Consider the following 17,514-nt stretch of genomic DNA (forward strand, 5'->3'; position numbering starts at 1 on the left):
CAGGAGAATTTCTGTTATGCCGATCGCCTATTACATCACCCATCCTCAGGTTCAGATCGACGCCAGCGTGCCCGTGCCGGATTGGGGTCTGTCCGACATCGGTCGTGCCAGGGCGCATGCAATGCTGAACCAGCCGTGGATCGCATCGATCGGGCGTGTGGTGTCGTCGGGCGAACGCAAGGCCGTTGAAACCGCCGAGGTGCTCGGGCGGCACCTCGACCTTGCGGTGCAGGTGAGGGAACGGATGCATGAGAACGACCGGTCGGCGACGGGTTTCCTGCCGCCTCCGGAGTTCGAGGCGGTCGCCGACCGGTTCTTCGCCAATCCGCACGAAAGCATTCGTGGCTGGGAGCGGGCCATCGACGCACAGCAGCGCATCGTGAGCGAGGTCGAGGCCGTCCTCGGTGCCGGCGGCGGCAACATCGCCCTTGTCGGACATGGCGGTGTCGGCACGCTCCTGCTGCTGTCGCTCAGCGGCAGACAAATCAGCCGCGAAGCCGATCAGCTGGCGGGCGGCGGCAACTATTTCGCCTTCGATACCCACACGCGCCAAATTATTCATGGATGGCGACCGATCGACAGGCTGTCCTGATCGGCGTACCGCAGCCGTACTCGTAGCGCAAGGACAGGCTCTTCTCGCGACATCGCAGTTGCTCGAGGATGTGGATGGGAGTAATATTTCCCACTATCGAGCAATGCAAGAGAGGACGCAGCGTGGCGAACGTTGAAAAAATGAGCGTGGCTGTGACCCCACAACAGGCAGCCCTGATGCGCGAGGCCGTGGAGGCGGGCGAGTATGCCACTGCAAGCGAGATCGTGCGTGAAGCGATGCGGGATTGGCTGGCCAAGCGCGAACTGCGGCATGACGATGTTCGTCGGCTGAGACGGTTGTGGGATGAAGGCAAGGCAAGCGGGAGACCGGAGCCTGTGGATTTCGACGTGTTGCGAAAGGAAGCTCGGCGAGAGCTGACGGAAGCCTCGCGGAATGGCCGTTAGGCTAGTCTGGTCACCCGCGGCCAAGGCTGACCTCATCGACATCTACGTGACGATAGGCAGCGAAAACATACGGGCGGCCGATCGTTACTACGATCAGTTAGAAGCGCGGGCCATGCAGCTGGCAGACCAGCCGCGCATGGGTGTCAGGCGACCGGATATCAGGCCTTCCGCACGAATGCTGGTGGAGGCGCCTTTTGTACTGCTCTACGAAACGATTCCAAACACGGACGATGGCCCAGTGGAGTGGGTTGAAATCGTCCGTGTGGTCGACGGGCGGCGGGATCTGAACAGTCTGTTCTAGCTGTCTACCGGATCAGCAGCGCCGTACCGTAGAGCCCGAGCGCGAACACCGTGTGCGAGACCAGATTGAGGGCGCGGACCCGCATCGGATTCGGCCGCTTCGAGGCCGCCCAGCCGGCGCCCATGCCTGGCGCCAGCAGGAACCAGCCGGCGCCGACGGTAACGATGCCGAGGATGAAGGCCGGCAGGAAGGTCGGCGCGGCCAGCCAGCCCGCGCCCGCCAGCATCACCAGGATTATGCCGTAGGCGATGCCGACGAAGTAATGGAAGGCCCAGCCCAGCGCCTGTTCATACGCGTAGGGCGCCGCATCGCCGATATCGTCGTGAAACACCTTGTCGCGGAGGTGCCAGACCCAGCGCCCGACCGGCCCCCAGTTCGGGCGTGGCTGGCCGAACGCCTTGTGCAGGAAGAAGGCCCAGAGATCCATCAGGACGGTCGCGCCGACGCCGATCGCGACAGCGCGCCAGAAGATGTCAAACATCGTAGGATCCCCCCGAAAACCGGCAATTCTGGAGCGCGGCTGCTTGTCACGCGAGGCCGGCCATTGCGGCCTCGCGTGATTGGCCGTCGAAGTTCAGAGCTGGCCCAGAATATGAGCCGCGCCGGACTCGTCGACGCCGGGTTTGGTCTCGACATTGAGCGCGGTAACCTTGCCGTCGTCGATAATCATCGAAAACCGCTTCGAGCGCAGGCCCATGCCGCCACCGGAATAGTCGGCGTCGAGGCCGACCGCCTTGGCGAAATCGCCATTGCCGTCGGCGAGGAACAGGATCTTGCCTTCGCCGCCGGTGAAGCGCGCCCAGGCGCCCATGACGTGGACGTCGTTGACCGAAACGACGGCGATGGTGTCGACGCCGCGCGCCAGGATCGCGTCATGGTTCTCGAGATAGCCGGGCAGGTGGTTGTTGCTGCAGGTCGGCGTGAAGGCGCCGGGAACGCCGAACAGCACCACTTTCTTGCCCGGAAAAATCTCGGCCGACGTGATCGGCTTGGCGCCGTCCGCGGTCATGGTCTTGAAGGTCGCCTCGGGCAGCTTGTCGCCAACGGAGATGGTCATGAGTTCCTCGCTTGGAATAGGGAAAGACGCGTGCTTGCGTAACGAACTCGGCGGCTTCCTGCAACCATCGCGGCATCAAGGGAAAGGCAGCAACCCTTCGACCGCGCCCGCCGAACTCGTCAACGTGTAGTGAAGCCCGCCGTCGGTCGGCGTCGTCGAAGGGCGATCGAGGATCGGCACGGTGAAGATCAGCTTGCCGTCCTTTTCCGCGCGGGAAGGTGTGCCGAACATATAGTCGCGTTCGCCGGCAACGAAGAAATCCGCTGCCTGCGGATCGCCAGGAAAACTTGCCTCGACAACCAGCGTCTCGTGATCGCCGGGCAGCACCTTGATGCCGAAGTCAGGCTTTGCCGCAGCCGGCAGTGCGGTAAAACTCGCCTTCACCAGCGCCGCGTCGTCGGCATTATCGGGATCGGAAGCGGGGTCGACGCTCAGCCGTGTCTGCACGGGGATGCAGATGGATTCGCAAATGCCGAGAAAGACGTCGGCATCGATGACCGCCGGCTGGTTCGGCGCCGCCAGCGTGAACGTCACGGGCAAGGAAACCGGATAATTGTAACCGGCCCATTTGCCATAGCCATCATCGTGGCGCTGCGGCGCGGGAAAAGACAGTGTCGCATCGGCTATATTGGTGCTGGCCGAAACGTCGAGCTGCGGCGGCACACCTGCATCGCCCGGGTCGCGCCAATAAGTCTTCCAGCCGGGTTTGAGCGCGATATCGAGAACACCGTATATGCGGCCGGCGTCGTCCGGCTTGCCTGATGTCACCAGCCGCACCTTGCCGCCTTCGCTGTTGTACCAGGCGGATGAGGAGGCGCTGGCTGGGAGGGCGGCCGCCAATCCAATGGCGGCGCCGAGCAACAGGATTTTCAAGCTTTGCATGGCGGTGATTTGATCGTCCCTTCGTGGCCGCGCAATGATTTCATGGCCGTGCTGATATCATATTTGCGTGACCTTTGCGGGCAAGCCAAGGCCGGACTCGCAATATGAGCTTTGGTCGAATCCGCTACGGCGCATCTTTTCGGCGCCGGGGAAACGCGTTACCTTCCCTGGCATGGATTTGTTGCGCCACAAAAAGACAGCCGCCGGCCGCGGCTTTCTCGACGATCAGTTCCTGATTGCCATGCCTGGTATGAAGGACGACCGTTTCACGCGCTCGGTCATCTACATCTGCGCCCATAGCGATGAAGGCGCGATGGGCCTGATCATCAACCAGACGCAGCAGATGCTGTTCCCGGACCTTCTGGTACAGCTTGGCATCATGAACGAGCAGGAGGCGATCCGCCTGCCGGCACAGGCGCGCGATTTCGTCGTGCGCAATGGCGGGCCTGTCGACCGCAGCCGGGGCTTCGTCCTGCATTCGGGCGACTACCGTGTGGATTCCTCGCTCACCGTTTCCGACGACATCTGCCTGACCGCGACCGTCGACATACTGCGGGCGATATCGTCAGGACGCGGGCCGCGCCGCGCGCTCATGGCGCTCGGTTATTCCGGCTGGGGCGCCGGCCAGTTGGAAACCGAGATCGCTGAGAACGGCTGGTTGACCTGCCCGGCGACGCCGGAATTGCTGTTCGACGCCGACATCGAACGCAAATACGACCGGATTCTCGCCTCCATCGGCATCGATCTCGCCCATCTCAGCCTGGCCGCCGGGCACGCTTGAGCCTCGTCTTTGCCGGCCAGGGCCCCTTCGCCAGGTAAGGCGCAGCCGGAACGCTGCGCCGTTAGCGCAATCTCATCCCATGGCGGTGCGCGAGAGCTGTTCAGGCTTGGAATTGCGTAAACAGGCGAAACCGCGTGTCCGGCTTGTTATCCGCTATGCCGGCTCATAGCCGTACGCTCCGTCCTCACGCATCACGCGGCCGATGCCCGGCCAGCCAAGGTGCGCTCCGGCGATCCATGTTCCAGCCTCGGCCGCGTCGCGGAAAACCTTCTGGCGCGTTGCGCGTGCGATCGCTTGGTCGTCGTCATAGCCCCAACTCAACGCGGGATTGCCAAACTGCAAGGCCGGCACATGAACGATGTCCCCGAAGAACAGGAAGCGGGCCTCGTTCGTGTCGAAAGCGTAGCCGATGTGACCGGGAGCATGACCCGGCAGGGCAACTGCTCGCAGTCGCTTGGCCACCTGGTCGCCATTCCGCACGGGCTTCAAAATGGATCTGAACCGCGCAAGGTCTGTTTCGGCGAGAAAGCTCTCGACAGCTTCCTCGGCGATTACGATCGCTTTCAAATTCGGAAAGAGCACCCGGTCGTCCCGGGTCAAAAGCCCGTACACATGATCCTGGTGGGCATGGGTGAGAGCCAAGACCGTGATCGAGGCAGGATCGATGCTGGCTTCGGCTAGCGTCCGCTCGAGGCGTCCTGTTGTTGAGGCCCAGCCGCCTCCTCCACTGTCGATCAGAATGCCGTCAACGCCTGGACCCGCGAGGGCAAAGCAATTGACGGAAAGGCGTAGCGCTCCCGCCTGCGCTACTTGCGGAACCGGCTTATTGCGCGGATCGCGCAGAAGGTCCGCCGGCATCTCGATATAGCCGTCCGAGAGCGACCAGACCCGCCAGGCGCCGGCGGTGCAGCCGAGGACGTTATCGCTGCGGAATGTTACGATCATAGAGTACCTCAATCTGCCGTTGCCGATCAAAGCTAGGACAGAGTCACCTATGAGGATAGGCCTGTTGCATAGCAAGGCCTCATGAGTGATATTCATGAATGATGAGAAACGAACTGAACGAACTCGCTGCGTTCGCGATGGTCGCCCGGGAACGAAGCTTTACACGAGCCGCGGCAAAACTAGGCGTGTCTCAATCTGCGCTGAGCCACACTATCCGTGGGCTCGAGCAGCGGCTCGAGCTACGGCTTTTGGCTCGAACGACGAAGAGCGTCGCGCCAACAGCCGCAGGGGCCGCTCTCTTGAAAGACCTGTCTCCGGCGCTTGAGCAAATCGCTGCTGCCCTTGACGGAGCGCGAAGCCTCAGGCGGCGCCCTGCGGGGCGCCTTCGAATTGTGATGTCACGCTCGGCCGCCGTAATGGTGCTGCTGCCACGGCTCGCGGCATTCGCGCAGGCCTACCCCGATATCGTTCTCGACGTTGTCACCACGACAGGCCCTGTAGACCTCGTTGCCGGCGAGTTCGATGCCGGTATCCAGCTCGGCGAATATATTCAGAAAGACCTGATCGCGGTACGCGTCACGCCGGAGTTGCGGCTGGCTGTGGTGGGATCGCCCGGTTATTTCTCATCACGAAGAGTCCCCCAAAAGCCGAGGGATCTCAAGGATCATCAATGCATAGCCCTGCGTCTTCCAGGTGGTCCATCTCGGTGGGAGTTCGAGCGTGCGAGAAAGTCGGTCACGATCAACGCCAGCGGCTCGCTCATAATCGACGATACTCACCTGGTGATTGAGGCGGCGCTCGCCGGCGTTGGTCTCGGTCTCGCCTATGAAGAGCAAGTCGCGGAGTATATCGCGGAGCGACGGCTTGTCCGCGTCCTGGAGGAATGGACGCCGCCAATCGCAGGCTTTTTCCTGTATTATCCCAGTCGTCAGCTTCAGCCAGCGGCGCTGTCAGCATTGGTCAATGCGCTGCGACTCTCGCAACAATAGTGATGCATGTCGTTGTTCCGGAACCGAGGACACTTCCGGGTGACATGCATTAGGCCTGCGTGAGCGGATACTGCTCCTTCAGCGTCTTCAGCACCTGGTCGCCTGGCATCGGCGCGCCGAACATGAAGCTCTGGACATATTCGCATCCCATCTGGCGCAGCTCCAACGCATCGCGCTCGTCCGATATGCCCTCGGCGACCACCGAAAGGCCGAGCTCATGCGCCATGTTGACCATGGATTTGAGCAACACCGCGCGTTTTGGCGTGCTGTCGTCGACGAAGCTCTTGTCGATCTTGATGGTGTCGAACGGGAACCGCGTCAGATAGGCGAGCGATGAATAGCCGGTGCCGAAATCGTCCAGCGACAGGCCGATGCCGAGCTGCTTGAGCTTGGTCAGCACATGGGCCGTCTGCTCGGGATTGTCCATGACCAGCGACTCGGTCAGTTCGAGCCGGAAGCAGCGCGGCTTCAAATTGGCGCGCGCGATCACGGAACGCACGTCGCTGACCAGGTCGCGGCGGATGAGCTGGCGGCTGGACAGGTTGACCGACACCGACAGCGGCGCGTCGCCGATCTGCTTTTGCCATCCTGCCAGATCCTCGGCCGCCTGCTGCATGGCAAACAGCCCAAGTTGCACGATCAGCCCGCAGCTTTCCGCGACCGGGATGAAATCGGCCGGCGGGATCATGCCGCGGCGCGGATGGTCCCAGCGCAGCAGGGCCTCGAAGCCGGCGACGCTGCCATCCTCGAGCCGCACGATCGGCTGGTAGGCCAGCGTGAATTCGCGCCGCTCGATGGCGCGCCGCAGATCGGATTCGAACTGCAGGCGATCGGTGCCGACGGTGCGGAACGCCGGGCGGAACGGCTCGATCCTGTCGCCGCCGAAGCGCTTGGCCTGGTGCATGGCGAGCTCGGCGTCCTTGACCATGTCCTCGGCCGAGGTTTGCGCCGAGGTCCAGGTGATCAGGCCGATCGAGGCGGTCAGCACGATCTCGCGCTTGGCAAAGGTGATCGGATTGTTGATCGCATGCTTGATCGCATCGGCCACGCCGGCGATGCGGGCAGGGTCCTGCTCGGACAAAAGCATCAGGGCGAACTGGTCGCCGGCGAAGCGCGACAGCGAATCCTTCGGCTTGAGCAGCCGGTGCAGGCGGCGCGCTATGGTGAGCAGGATGGTGTCGCCGGCCGAAATGCCGAGCCCGTCATTGACCTGCTTGAAGCGGTCGATATCGATGACGAAGACGGTCGGCCGCACCTTCTCTTCGGTGCGGGCGATCGAAATGATCGCCTCCAGCCGGTTCATGAACAATTCGCGGTTTGGCAGGCCGGTCAGATTGTCGTGCACGGCGTCGTGCAGCAGCCGTTCCTCGGATTTCTTCTGTTCGGTGACGTCGACCATGGTACCGACGCAGCGGATCACCTCGCCGTCCGATCCGATGACGGGTCGCGCGCGCAGGGCAAACCAGTGATAGTGCCCATCGGCGCCACGCAGGCGGAAATTCTGCGACACCCGGCCGCGGCGATGTTCCAGCACCACATCGAGCGTGGTGCGGAATGTGTCGCGGTCGTCGGCATGCAACACCGGCAGCCAGTTGCGGGCGGCACCACCCAGGCTGTTGGGCGCAAGGCCGAGCTGGATGCTGACGTCGGGTTTGGTCACCACGCGGTCGCGCAGCACGTCCCAATCCCACACCGTATCGCCCGATCCCGCGACCGCCAGCGCCTGCCGCTCGAGGTCGGAGAACAGCCCCTGATGCAGCGCACCGCCAGCAAAGGCGTGCTGCATGACGGTGAAGCCGATCAGCAGGATGATGAGGATCAAGCCGCCGCCAAGTGCCGGCTGGGCGATGTCGTTATCGAGCATGCCGGTGATCGCCATCCACGATCCGCATAACCACAACAGCACCATGACCCAGCTGGGCACCAGCATGATCGCTCGGTCATAGCCACGAATACCGAGGAAGATGATCAAGCCGAGCCCGGTCAGTGCGGTCGCGGCAAACGAGATGCGGGCGATGCCGGCGGCGACCGCCGGATCGACGATTGCGACGCCGGCGATCAGCAGCAGCCCCAGAATCCAGACCAGGGCGCCGTAGCTGAAATGGCCGTGCCATCGGTTGAGGTTGAGATAGGCAAACAGGAACACCACGAAGGTCGCTGCCAGCGCCACCTCGGTGCCGGCCCGCCACATCTGCTCGTTGCCGGGCGAGATCTCGATGACCTTGTTGAGGAAGCCGAAATCGACACAGATATAGGCAAGCACCGCCCAGGCGAGGGCCGCCGTCGCCGGGAACATCGACGTCCCCTTGACCACGAACAGGATGGTCAGGAACAGCGCCAGAAGGCCGGCGATACCGATGACGATGCCGCGAAACAGCGTGTAGGAATTGACCGAATCCTTGTAGGATTCCGGATCCCAGAGGTAGACCTGCGGCAGCTTCGGCGAGGCGAGTTCGGCGATGAAGGTGATCACCGTGCCGGGGTTCAGCGTCACCCGGAACACGTCGGCGTCGGGGCTGGTCTGGCGGTCGAGCGCGAAGCCTTCGCTGGGCGTGATGGCGGCGATGCGCGTAGAACCCAGATCCGGCCAGAAGATGCCGGAATTGACCAGCCGGAAGTGCGGCGCCACGATCAGCCGATCGAGTTGCTGGTCGGTGGTGTTGGCGAGCGCGAAGACAGCCCAGTCGCCGGTCGAGCGGGCATCGTTGGCTTCGACCTCGATCCGCCGCACGATGCCGTCCGGCCCGGGCGCGGTCGACACCTGGAAGTTCTCACCCTGGTTGCGGTAGATTTCGACGGCGCGCGAAAGATCGAGCGCGACATCGTCGCGGGCGATCTTGATCGGTTCTACGGCAAAGGCCGACGAAGCCGCGCACAGCGTCAGCATCGTCGCCAGCAGAAAGGCGAACAGCGGCCCGTTTCGCAGGGAATTCGTCAAAAATCAGTCCTTCGTTCCAGCGCCCGGCGAATCGTCGGCGATCCGGGCGTAGAGGTAGTGGTCCTGCCAGATGCCGTTGATCCTGAGATAGGATCGCAGAAGTCCTTCGCGCCGGAATCCGGCTTTTTCAAGCACGCGGATCGACCTGATATTGTCGGGAATACAGGCGGCTTCGATCCGGTGCAACCTCAGCGTATCGAAGGCGAAGCGGGCCACCACCTTGACCGCGTCTGTCATCAGGCCGCGGCCGCCGAAGCGCTCGCCGATCCAGTAGCCGACATGGCCGCTTTGCGAGACGCCGTGGCGTATGTTGCCGAGCGTAATGCCGCCCGCGAGCTTGCCGCTCGATTTCTCGAAGATGAAGAAGGCGATCGCGGTTCCCTGTGCGTAGTCCTCGCGATAGCGGCTGATGCGCAGGCGCCATGCCGTGCGGTCGAGTTCGTCCGGAGTCCAGCGCGGCTCCCATGGCTCCAGGAACGCCCGGCTTTCGCCGCGCACCGCCGACCACTCGCGATAGTCGTTGGTGAACGGCACGCGCAGCGTGACGAGATTGCCCTTCAGTGCCGGCAGGTCACGGCGAAAGAAAGGGAGCGCGAACACGGCGCTTGGAACTTAGACGGCGAGCCTGCGGGCCGTGGTCTGCGTGCCCGGAAGCGAATCGAGGATCGCTTCATATGGTGCCAGCGTACCCACGGGCCCGACAGCGGTAAGCGTCGGCTTGGTCGAGAACATCCGCGACGACAGGTCGGTCAGGCGCTCGATCGTCAGCGCCGCCAGGCGCTCCATCAGCTCTTCCTTCGCGATCGGCCTGCCGAAAAGGAGTAGTTGCCGCGCGATCTGCGAGGCGCGGCTGGCCGGGCTCTCGGCCGACATGATCAGCCCGGCGCGATATTGGGCGCGCGCACGGTCGAGTTCTTCCTGCAGGATGCTCTCGCCGGCCTTCTGCAACTCGTCGATGATGACAGGCACCAGCTTGGCGATGTCGCTTTGGCCCGTCGCGGCGTGAACGCCGAATATGCCCGTATCGGAAAAGCCCCAGTGGAAGGCGTAGACCGAGTAACAGAGGCCGCGTTTTTCGCGGACCTCCTGGAACAGGCGCGATGACATGCCGCCGCCGAGGATCATCGACAGCACCTGCGAGGCGTAGAAATCCCGCACATGGTAGGCGCGGCCCTCGAAGCCCAGCACGATCTGCGCGTCCATCAGGTCGCGGTCCTCGCGGAAGTCGCCGCCGACATATTGCGCGTATTGCGGGATGGTGCTGTCGGCCTTGCTGCGGAAACCGCCGAGCCGGTTTTCGACCTCGCGCACGAACTTGTCGTGCTTGATGTCGCCTGCGGCCACGATCACCATCCGCTCGGCGCCATACTGGCGTTCTATGAAATCGTGCAACTGCTTGGAGGTGAAGGATTTTACCGTTTCGGGCGTACCCAGGATCGAGCGGCCGATGGTCTGGTGGCGAAAGGCCGTCTCGGTGAAACGGTCGAAGACGATGTCGTCGGGCGTGTCGTGCGCGGCGCCGATCTCCTGCAGGATGACATGCTGTTCGCGCTCAAGTTCCTGCGGGTCGAATTCGGACTCCTGCAGAATGTCGGACAGGATGTCGACGGCCAGCGGCACATCGTCGGAGAGCACCCTGGCGTAGTAGGACGTGGTCTCGACGCTGGTGGCCGCATTGATCTCGCCGCCGACGTCCTCGATTTCCGAGGCGATCTCGAAGGCGCTTCGCCGCTTCGTCCCCTTGAACGCCATGTGCTCGAGCAGATGGGCCATGCCGTGCTCGTCTTCGCGTTCATTGCGGGCACCCGACTTGACCCAGGCACCCAAGGCAACCGATTCGATACTTGGAAGGGTTTCGGTGGCGACTGTCAGGCCGTTCGACAGACGGCTTACCTCAACACCCATATGGCTCGTACTCCCTAACGCGCCGCCCGCGCGCGGCGACTGACGTAATCTTCCACCATTTTGAGGTCGGATGGAAGTACCGTGTATTTTTCCTCGAATGTCATCAATCCCCCTAGCCATGCGGGCAGGGCGGGCGAGACACCGCTGGCGGCTTCGACGGCGGCCGGGAATTTCGCCGGATGGGCGGTGCCGAGCACCACCATCGGCACGGCGCCCGCAGCCCTGGCCGCCGCCACATGCATGGCTGCCGCCGTATGTGGATCGAGCAGGTAGTTGCTGTTTGCCAGCGTCGAGCGGATGGTGGCGGCAACCTCGTCCATATCGGCACGGCCGGCGTCGAATTCGGTTCGCATACCGGCGATTTCCGCGGCTTCGATGGTGAAGGCGCCCGATTGTTTGAGGCCGGCCATGTAGCGCCGCACCGTTGCGGCGTCGCGGTTTGACGCCTCGAAAAGCAGGCGTTCGAAGTTCGACGAAACCTGGATGTCCATCGACGGCGAGGTGGTCGCAAAGACCCCTTTGGTCCGGTATTCGCCGGTCGCGAAGGTGCGTGCCAATATGTCGTTGTCGTTGGTGGCGATGACCAGCCGGTCGATCGGCAGGCCCATCTTCTTGGCGGCATAGCCGGCGAAGATATCGCCGAAATTGCCGGTCGGCACGGTGAACGAGACCGGCCTGTCCGGTGCGCCGAGCGACAATGCCGAGGAAAAATAATAGACGATCTGGGCCATGATGCGTGCCCAGTTGATCGAATTGACCCCCGACAGCGACACCTGGTCGCGGAAGCCGTGATCGTTGAACATGTCCTTCAGCAGGCCCTGACAGTCGTCGAAATTGCCCTCGATCGCCAGCGCATGGACATTTTCAGCCTTCGACGTCGTCATCTGCCGCTGCTGCACCGGCGAGACGCGGCCATGCGGAAAAAGGATGAAGATGTCGGTGCGGCTGCGCCCGGCAAAGGCGTCTATGGCCGCGCCACCGGTATCGCCCGACGTGGCGCCGACGATGGTGGCGTGCTGGTCGCGTTCGGCAAGCACATGGTCCATCAGCCGGGCAAGCAACTGCATCGCCACGTCCTTGAACGCCAGTGTCGGCCCATGAAAGAGTTCGAGGACAAAAGTGTTGGCGCCGGTCTGCACCAGCGGGCAGACGGCCTCATGGCGGAAGGTGGCATAGGCTTCGCGGACCAGGCGCTCGAAGACCGGCGCGGCGATCTCGCCGCCCAGGAACGGCGTCAGCACGCGTATGGCGAGGTCGGGATAGGCGAGGCCGCGCATGGCTCGGATCTCGGATGGCGAGAAATGCGGCCATTCGCGCGGCACGTAGAGGCCGCCATCGCGCGCCAGGCCCGCCAGGATGGCGTCGGAAAATCCAAGCGCGGGCGCTTCACCGCGGGTGCTCACATAATGCATGTCACAGATCCGTTTGCCGCCTGTTTTTCCGTTCACCACAAGGTGGTTAATTTCTGCACCGGCTCTAGTCGCATTTTTGCCGCGCGGTTGATATACGTCACCAGCTTTGCGAGAGGGAAGTGCAGTTTCATGGCGTTTCGTATATCAAGTGGTCGCTTTTTGGCGGGTCTTGCGCTCACCGGCTTTATGCTTGCCGCCGCGGGCTGCCAATCAGGCGACAATGGCATCCTGAACCTCGGTTTCGGCAAGAAGGATCCGACGGCGCCACCCCCGCCGCAGGACCCCAAGGTGCTGGCCAGCCAGCTGAACGCCTATTGTCCAAGGGTGACGGTGCGCGACGGCACGGCCTTCTTCAATACCTATGTCAACGAGGTGCAGAAGCCCAAGCCGAAGCTCAAGAAGACCGGCGATGCCGCTGCGGATGCCGCGGCCCAGGCCGCCGCTGACGCCGCTGCTGCTACGCCGCCCGACGATTCGGCGAGGATCATTTATCAGGCGTCGATCAGCGACGTGACCCGCGATTGCAGCCGTGCCGACGGACAACTGACGATGAAGATCGCGGTTGCCGGCAAGATCGTGCCAGGGCCGAAGTTCACGCCAGGCACCATCACCATGCCGATCCGCACCGCGGTCATGCACGGCACCGACGTGCTTTATTCGCAGATCCACCAGTATCAGGTTCAGGTGACCGATCCCTCGGTCGCCACCCAGTTTGTCTTCACCGATTCCAATGTCGTCGTACCGGCGCCGACGGCGCAGGACTATCAAGCCTATGCCGGTTACGACGAAACCGCGCCAAAGGCGACGACCGACAAGCCGAGGAAGAAGACCCACAGGAAGAAGACGGCCGCGACGAACTAGGCGGCTGTCGGCCTGGCGTGCGTCCGGCCGGACGCACGCATCTCAGGCATCCGCCGACCACTCCGACAGAGCGGCAATGACACTCTTCAGTTCCGCCCAGCGGCGGATCACCGTCTCGGCACCGGCCTCTGTCAAGGCGTCGGCATGGCCGGGATAGCTGTGGCTGGCGCCCGTAAAGCCGATCACGCGCATGCCGGCGGCCTTGGCGCCGGTGACGCCGTGCACGGAATCCTCAATGACGAAGGTGTTCGCCGGGTTGACGCCGAGCTTTTCGGCGGCATGCAGGAACACGTCTGGAGCCGGCTTGGTCTTTCCGGTCGGCGTTTCCATCGCCGAGAAGATGCGCCCGGCGAAGAACGGCAACAGATGCACCTTCTCCAGCATGAACTCGATCCGCTCCGAACGTGAGTTGGAGCAGACGCAGCGTTGCGACGTGACCGAGGCGACCGCTTCGCGCACGCCTTCGATGGCGCGCACGTCGCTGCGCAGTTTGCGGTCGACCAGTTCCTCGGCGCGGTCGATCAGCGACACCTGGAACGGGATTTTGGACTTCTCCTCAATTCGTATCAGTATGTCCTTGAAGGTCAGGCCGGCATAGGTCTCGGCAATCTCCTCCGCCGAGATTTCGTATCCGGCCAGGGTTATCAGTTCAGCTTCGACCCGCGCGGCGATGATTTCGGAATCGACGAGCACGCCGTCGCAATCGAAGATGACAAGATCTGGCTGGGGCATGGTGATCCGAACGATGGAGGGTGGAGGAATGGCCGCTCAGGGCTCAAGCGGCGCGGCATACACCAATGGACACGGCTTCGCAAACTCCTCCACGGCATCGATAAAGCTTCACCGAATATTTACGCTGATCGGTAACCATAACGGGCAGTAAACAGTAACGCGTGCCTTGGGTGTAAAAATGTCAGCCGTGCGTCTTCTCGACGAGCTCTCCCACGCTCCCCAGCAATCCGAATGGCTGGACACGATCCTGAAAGGCGACTGCGTCGCGGCGCTCGACCGCCTGCCGGAAAAGTCGATCGACGTCATCTTTGCCGATCCGCCCTACAATCTGCAGCTCGACGGCGACCTGCGCCGTCCCGACCAGTCCAAGGTCGATGCGGTCGACGACGACTGGGACCAGTTCGAGAGCTTCGAAGCCTATGACGCTTTCACCCGCGCCTGGCTGCTGGCGGCACGCCGCGTGCTGAAGCCCAACGGCACCATCTGGGTCATTGGCTCCTATCACAACATCTTCCGCGTCGGGGCCAAGATGCAGGATCTCGGCTTCTGGATTCTCAACGACGTGGTCTGGCGCAAGACCAATCCGATGCCGAATTTTCGCGGCCGCCGCTTCCAGAACGCGCATGAGACGATGATCTGGGCTTCGCGTGACCAGAAGGGCAAGGGCTATACCTTCAACTACGAAGCGCTGAAGGCGTCGAACGACGATATCCAGATGCGCTCCGACTGGCTGTTCCCGATCTGCACCGGCGGCGAGCGCCTGAAGAATGAGAATGGCGACAAGCTGCATCCGACTCAAAAGCCCGAGGCGCTGCTTGCCCGTATCATGATGGCCTCGACCAAGCCGGGTGACGTCGTGCTCGACCCGTTCTTCGGCTCCGGTACGACAGGCGCGGTTGCCAAGCGCCTCGGCCGTCACTTCGTCGGCATCGAGCGCGAGCAGGCCTATATCGACGCCGCCAATGAGCGCATCGACGCGGTGCGGCCACTCGACGAGGCGGATCTCACCGTGCTCACCGGCAAGCGCGCGGAGCCGCGCGTCGCCTTCGTCAGCCTGATCGACACCGGGCTGATGACGCCCGGCGCCACGCTCTATGACGCCAAGAAGCGCTGGGCCGCCAAGGTTCGCGCCGATGGGACCGTCGCGATCGGCGACAGCGCCGGCTCGATCCACAAGATCGGCGCCGAGGTGCAGGGATTGGACGCCTGCAACGGCTGGACCTTCTGGCATTATGAGCGCAGCGGCGGGCTTACCCCCATCGACGAACTGCGCCGCATCGCCCGGCTTGGCATGGAAAGGGCAGGGGCCTGAGTCCTGCAGCCTGCCTCATATTTGGTGATTCAAAGTCTCACCGGATCGCCGCAAGCGATGGAGATCACACTCTGATCCCCAATCGCTCAAGGTCTGCTTTAAGCGTGCTGGCATCGGTGAACAGCACCGCTTGCCAGCCGGCGGCCTTGGCGCCGTCGACATTTTTCTGGCTGTCGTCGATGAACAGCGTCGCCGACGGCTCGAGGCCGAACGCGGCCACGTGATGGTCGTAGATGCCACGATCCGGTTTGATCTTGCCGATCTCGCCCGAGATGGTGACGCCGCGCGGACGATCGAGGAAATCGAAGCGTTCGCGCGCTTCGGCCAGCGTGTCGGAAGCAAAGTTGGTCAGCATCGTCACATCGTGGCCGCTGTCGATCAGGCCGAGCATGATGGTGACACTGTCCTCATAGGCATGCGGCACCATCTCGTGCCAGTAGCGACGGAAATTGCGGATGTTTTCGGCGTGCTCGGGATGCTCCGCGATCAGCAGCGCTTCGGCCTCTTCCCACGTCCGGCCGCGATCCTGCTCTATGTTCCAGTCATGCGTGCAGATATTGTCGAAGAACCACTTTCTCTCTTCGTCGTCGGGAATGAGGCGGCTGAAGGGAATGTTCGGATCGTAATGGATCAGCACCTTGCCGATGTCGAAAACGATGTGGCGGATTTCAGTCATGGGGCCTCTTTGCACTCAATGGCGACGGTTTTTTCGTCGCGCCGGGTATCGCAGCCTCGATTGCCTTTTTCATGACGGTGGGCAGCGCCTCGCCTGAAATCTCATGGGCGGGCGACCAGAAATACCCTGCCAGGGCATCACCTTTGATGTGGGCGCAAAAGACTTCGAGTTCGAGCGCGAAATGGGTGAACACATGCGCGATTGTCCCGGCGCGCCGCCAGTCGCCGGTAAAGGGCGCTGCCGCCTCTGTGGTGGCTCCGTCCACCCGCGCCGTCCAGGCGGTGGTCGGCACTTCCGTCATGCCGCCGAGCAGCCCTTTCTCAGGCCGCTTGCGCAAAAGAATGGCACCGTCGTCGCGCATGGCAACGAAAGCAGCCCCCCGCCGCAGCGGCTTGTCGGCCTTCGGCAGCCGCACCGGGAAATTTTCGGGATCTCCTGAAACAACGGCGCTGCAGTCCTCGCGCAGCGGGCACAGCATGCAGCGCGGCCGGCGCGGAGTGCATATCGTGGCGCCGAGATCCATCATCGCCTGGGCAAAGTCGCCGGGCCTTGTCGCCGGCATCATGCGCTCGACATGGACCCGTATCTCGGCCTTGGCTTCGCTGAGCGGCGTCGTGATCGAAAACAGCCGTGAGATGACGCGTTCGACATTGCCGTCGACGACGGCGGCGTGGCGGTCGAAGGCGATGGCCGTTATTGCCGCCGATGTATAGGCGCCGATCCCCGGCAATTCTCGAAGTCCGATCTCGGTGTCCGGAAACCGCCCGCCGCGTGCCGCCACCAGATCGGCGCAGGCCTTGAGGTTGCGGGCGCGGGAGTAGTAGCCGAGCCCCGCCCAGGCTTTCATCACATCCTCCGTCGGCGCCGCGGCCAGCGCTTCGACATCGGGCCATTTCTCGACAAAGGCGAGGAAATACGATTTCACCGCTTCGACGGTGGTCTGCTGCAGCATCACCTCCGACAGCCAGATACGGTAAGGATCGGGCCGCACACCGCGTGCATGCTCGCGCGGCGTCACGCGCCACGGCAATTCGCGATGATGCGCGTCATACCAGGCGAGCAGGCGCGACGCCGTATCATCCGAGATGGCCTTGCTGGTCTGGGCCTTGCGGGTCTGGTCTGCTGGTGCCATTGATCTTGCGTTGGCCTGGCCGGTATCTGCTGGGTCGTGGCTGGAGAACGCACATGGCAGGGAAAAGGCGCTTCGGCAATCCCGTTCCGGTGAGCGATCTCGCCACCGACATCCTCGACCCGGTGCTGCGCAAGCGGGCAGGCATCTCGATCGGTCTGGTCCAGTCGTGGGAAGAGATTGCCGGACCGCGCCTGGCCATCCACTCGCGGCCCGAAAAGATCCAGTGGCCGCGCCGCCTGCACGAGGATGATCCGTTCGAGCCGGCCGTACTGGTCATCGCCTGCGAAGGCATGGCCGCGCTTCATCTGCAGCATGAGACCGGCGAGATCATGAACCGGGTGAACGCCTTCCTGGGTTTCAGGGCGATAGGCCGCATCAGGATCGTGCAGAAGCCGATAAGCTCGGGAAGAGCCCGGCCCAAACCCACCCTCAGGGCGTTGAGCGCGGCCGAAAAGGCGAAATTGTCCGATACTGTCGGGCTTATAGAGGATGACGGGCTGCGCGCCTCGCTGGAACGGCTGGGGGCGACCATTCTGGGCGCAAGGAAAGCCTAGACGGCTGCAATGACCCCAGGGACTATCCCGAGGCCGTCTGG

The 17,514-nt window shown here is 63.0% G+C and carries 19 protein-coding genes; 8 read left to right on the top strand and 11 right to left on the bottom strand.

The features are described 5' to 3' along the window. Positions 1 to 16 precede the first annotated feature (16 nt). From FJ936_RS11770 to FJ936_RS11780, 3 genes are all read left to right on the top strand, one after another. Positions 17 to 592, top strand: a complete 576-nt coding sequence (locus FJ936_RS11770; protein ID WP_140724825.1) for a histidine phosphatase family protein — start codon at positions 17 to 19, stop codon at positions 590 to 592. Positions 593 to 714: 122 nt separating this feature from the next. Continuing rightward, positions 715 to 996, top strand: coding sequence for a type II toxin-antitoxin system ParD family antitoxin (locus FJ936_RS11775; protein ID WP_041163894.1), 282 nt, complete (start codon positions 715 to 717; stop codon positions 994 to 996). Continuing rightward, positions 986 to 1,297: a type II toxin-antitoxin system RelE/ParE family toxin gene (locus FJ936_RS11780; protein ID WP_015318784.1), complete on the top strand. Its 312-nt coding sequence runs from the start codon at positions 986 to 988 to the stop codon at positions 1,295 to 1,297. The genes FJ936_RS11775 and FJ936_RS11780 overlap by 11 nt, the downstream gene beginning before the upstream one ends. A 4-nt stretch (positions 1,298 to 1,301) precedes the next feature. On the opposite strand, the gene FJ936_RS11785 is transcribed toward FJ936_RS11780, so the two are convergent. From FJ936_RS11785 to FJ936_RS11795, 3 genes are all read right to left on the bottom strand, one after another. Then, positions 1,302 to 1,778 carry a DUF2938 domain-containing protein gene (locus tag FJ936_RS11785; protein ID WP_140617286.1) on the bottom strand — a complete coding sequence of 159 codons (477 nt, stop codon included), beginning with the start codon at positions 1,776 to 1,778 and terminating at the stop codon, positions 1,302 to 1,304. A gap of 93 nt (positions 1,779 to 1,871) precedes the next feature. Continuing rightward, complete coding sequence (locus FJ936_RS11790; protein WP_015318782.1) at positions 1,872 to 2,354, bottom strand: peroxiredoxin; 483 nt, start codon at positions 2,352 to 2,354, stop codon at positions 1,872 to 1,874. A 75-nt stretch (positions 2,355 to 2,429) separates the two neighbouring features. Next, positions 2,430 to 3,236: a protein-disulfide reductase DsbD domain-containing protein gene (locus FJ936_RS11795; protein ID WP_141906587.1), complete on the bottom strand. Its 807-nt coding sequence runs from the start codon at positions 3,234 to 3,236 to the stop codon at positions 2,430 to 2,432. Positions 3,237 to 3,408: 172 nt separating this feature from the next. Between FJ936_RS11795 and FJ936_RS11800 the strand changes: the two genes are divergently transcribed. Then, positions 3,409 to 4,017: a YqgE/AlgH family protein gene (locus FJ936_RS11800; protein WP_015318780.1), complete on the top strand. Its 609-nt coding sequence runs from the start codon at positions 3,409 to 3,411 to the stop codon at positions 4,015 to 4,017. Between the two features lie 153 nt (positions 4,018 to 4,170). Here the strand turns inward: FJ936_RS11800 and FJ936_RS11805 are convergent, their stop codons facing one another. Next, the gene (locus FJ936_RS11805; protein WP_181763124.1) at positions 4,171 to 4,962 is read right to left on the bottom strand and encodes an MBL fold metallo-hydrolase; all 792 of its coding nucleotides are present in this window, start codon (positions 4,960 to 4,962) and stop codon (positions 4,171 to 4,173) included. Between the two features lie 98 nt (positions 4,963 to 5,060). Here FJ936_RS11805 and FJ936_RS11810 point away from each other — a divergent pair, with 98 nt between their 5' ends. Beyond that, positions 5,061 to 5,951 carry a LysR family transcriptional regulator gene (locus FJ936_RS11810; RefSeq protein ID WP_141906589.1) on the top strand — a complete coding sequence of 297 codons (891 nt, stop codon included), beginning with the start codon at positions 5,061 to 5,063 and terminating at the stop codon, positions 5,949 to 5,951. 49 nt (positions 5,952 to 6,000) lie between these two features. Here the strand turns inward: FJ936_RS11810 and FJ936_RS11815 are convergent, their stop codons facing one another. From FJ936_RS11815 to thrC, 4 genes are read right to left on the bottom strand one after another with little or no spacing between them, the layout of a single operon-like run. Next, a complete protein-coding gene (locus tag FJ936_RS11815; protein ID WP_140617282.1) occupies positions 6,001 to 8,889 on the bottom strand; it encodes an EAL domain-containing protein in 2,889 nt (962 codons plus the stop codon). 3 nt (positions 8,890 to 8,892) lie between these two features. Then, positions 8,893 to 9,489 (bottom strand): GNAT family protein, encoded by a 597-nt coding sequence (locus FJ936_RS11820; protein ID WP_140791899.1) that lies wholly within the window; start codon positions 9,487 to 9,489, stop codon positions 8,893 to 8,895. Positions 9,490 to 9,501: 12 nt separating this feature from the next. Continuing rightward, on the bottom strand, positions 9,502 to 10,794 hold the full coding sequence (locus tag FJ936_RS11825; protein WP_140617280.1) for a pitrilysin family protein: 1,293 nt from the start codon (positions 10,792 to 10,794) through the stop codon (positions 9,502 to 9,504). 14 nt (positions 10,795 to 10,808) lie between these two features. Continuing rightward, on the bottom strand, positions 10,809 to 12,206 hold the full coding sequence (thrC, locus tag FJ936_RS11830; RefSeq protein WP_140791901.1) for a threonine synthase: 1,398 nt from the start codon (positions 12,204 to 12,206) through the stop codon (positions 10,809 to 10,811). 129 nt (positions 12,207 to 12,335) lie between these two features. On the opposite strand from thrC, the gene FJ936_RS11835 reads away from it, so the two are divergent. Then, on the top strand, positions 12,336 to 13,067 hold the full coding sequence (locus tag FJ936_RS11835; protein WP_140661407.1) for a hypothetical protein: 732 nt from the start codon (positions 12,336 to 12,338) through the stop codon (positions 13,065 to 13,067). 42 nt (positions 13,068 to 13,109) lie between these two features. On the opposite strand, the gene FJ936_RS11840 is transcribed toward FJ936_RS11835, so the two are convergent. Continuing rightward, the gene (locus tag FJ936_RS11840; protein WP_140617277.1) at positions 13,110 to 13,799 is read right to left on the bottom strand and encodes an HAD family phosphatase; all 690 of its coding nucleotides are present in this window, start codon (positions 13,797 to 13,799) and stop codon (positions 13,110 to 13,112) included. A 178-nt stretch (positions 13,800 to 13,977) separates the two neighbouring features. On the opposite strand from FJ936_RS11840, the gene FJ936_RS11845 reads away from it, so the two are divergent. Continuing rightward, complete coding sequence (locus FJ936_RS11845) at positions 13,978 to 15,111, top strand: site-specific DNA-methyltransferase (RefSeq protein ID WP_140791902.1); 1,134 nt, start codon at positions 13,978 to 13,980, stop codon at positions 15,109 to 15,111. Positions 15,112 to 15,175: 64 nt separating this feature from the next. On the opposite strand, the gene FJ936_RS11850 is transcribed toward FJ936_RS11845, so the two are convergent. Together FJ936_RS11850 and mutY are read right to left on the bottom strand one after the other, a co-directional pair. Beyond that, positions 15,176 to 15,787, bottom strand: coding sequence for an HAD family phosphatase (locus FJ936_RS11850; RefSeq protein WP_140791904.1), 612 nt, complete (start codon positions 15,785 to 15,787; stop codon positions 15,176 to 15,178). Further along, a complete protein-coding gene (gene mutY, locus FJ936_RS11855; protein WP_140791906.1) occupies positions 15,780 to 16,919 on the bottom strand; it encodes an A/G-specific adenine glycosylase in 1,140 nt (379 codons plus the stop codon). The genes FJ936_RS11850 and mutY overlap by 8 nt, the downstream gene beginning before the upstream one ends. A gap of 53 nt (positions 16,920 to 16,972) precedes the next feature. Here mutY and FJ936_RS11860 point away from each other — a divergent pair, with 53 nt between their 5' ends. Next, positions 16,973 to 17,473 (top strand): DUF721 domain-containing protein, encoded by a 501-nt coding sequence (locus FJ936_RS11860; RefSeq protein WP_140791908.1) that lies wholly within the window; start codon positions 16,973 to 16,975, stop codon positions 17,471 to 17,473. Positions 17,474 to 17,514 lie beyond the last annotated feature (41 nt).

Origin of the sequence: Mesorhizobium sp. B2-4-13, assembly GCF_006658535.1 — a bacterium.
In the GTDB taxonomy this organism is placed as follows: Bacteria; Pseudomonadota; Alphaproteobacteria; order Rhizobiales; family Rhizobiaceae; genus Mesorhizobium; species Mesorhizobium australicum.

Excerpts from the sequence above, each read along its gene's own strand:
- FJ936_RS11790 (WP_015318782.1), bottom strand. The coding sequence starts at position 2,354 with ATGACCATCTCCGTTGGCGACAAGCTGCCCGAGGCGACCTTCAAGACC.
- FJ936_RS11770 (WP_140724825.1), top strand. The coding sequence starts at position 17 with ATGCCGATCGCCTATTACATCACCCATCCTCAGGTTCAGATCGACGCC.
- FJ936_RS11845 (WP_140791902.1), top strand. The coding sequence starts at position 13,978 with ATGTCAGCCGTGCGTCTTCTCGACGAGCTCTCCCACGCTCCCCAGCAA.
- FJ936_RS11810 (WP_141906589.1), top strand. The coding sequence starts at position 5,061 with ATGATGAGAAACGAACTGAACGAACTCGCTGCGTTCGCGATGGTCGCC.
- FJ936_RS11805 (WP_181763124.1), bottom strand. The coding sequence starts at position 4,962 with ATGATCGTAACATTCCGCAGCGATAACGTCCTCGGCTGCACCGCCGGC.
- FJ936_RS11840 (WP_140617277.1), bottom strand. The coding sequence starts at position 13,799 with ATGCCCCAGCCAGATCTTGTCATCTTCGATTGCGACGGCGTGCTCGTC.
- FJ936_RS11835 (WP_140661407.1), top strand. The coding sequence starts at position 12,336 with ATGGCGTTTCGTATATCAAGTGGTCGCTTTTTGGCGGGTCTTGCGCTC.
- FJ936_RS11795 (WP_141906587.1), bottom strand. The coding sequence starts at position 3,236 with ATGCAAAGCTTGAAAATCCTGTTGCTCGGCGCCGCCATTGGATTGGCG.
- FJ936_RS11800 (WP_015318780.1), top strand. The coding sequence starts at position 3,409 with ATGGATTTGTTGCGCCACAAAAAGACAGCCGCCGGCCGCGGCTTTCTC.
- FJ936_RS11780 (WP_015318784.1), top strand. The coding sequence starts at position 986 with ATGGCCGTTAGGCTAGTCTGGTCACCCGCGGCCAAGGCTGACCTCATC.
- mutY (WP_140791906.1), bottom strand. The coding sequence starts at position 16,919 with ATGGCACCAGCAGACCAGACCCGCAAGGCCCAGACCAGCAAGGCCATC.
- FJ936_RS11785 (WP_140617286.1), bottom strand. The coding sequence starts at position 1,778 with ATGTTTGACATCTTCTGGCGCGCTGTCGCGATCGGCGTCGGCGCGACC.
- FJ936_RS11860 (WP_140791908.1), top strand. The coding sequence starts at position 16,973 with ATGGCAGGGAAAAGGCGCTTCGGCAATCCCGTTCCGGTGAGCGATCTC.
- FJ936_RS11850 (WP_140791904.1), bottom strand. The coding sequence starts at position 15,787 with ATGACTGAAATCCGCCACATCGTTTTCGACATCGGCAAGGTGCTGATC.
- thrC (WP_140791901.1), bottom strand. The coding sequence starts at position 12,206 with ATGCATTATGTGAGCACCCGCGGTGAAGCGCCCGCGCTTGGATTTTCC.
- FJ936_RS11825 (WP_140617280.1), bottom strand. The coding sequence starts at position 10,794 with ATGGGTGTTGAGGTAAGCCGTCTGTCGAACGGCCTGACAGTCGCCACC.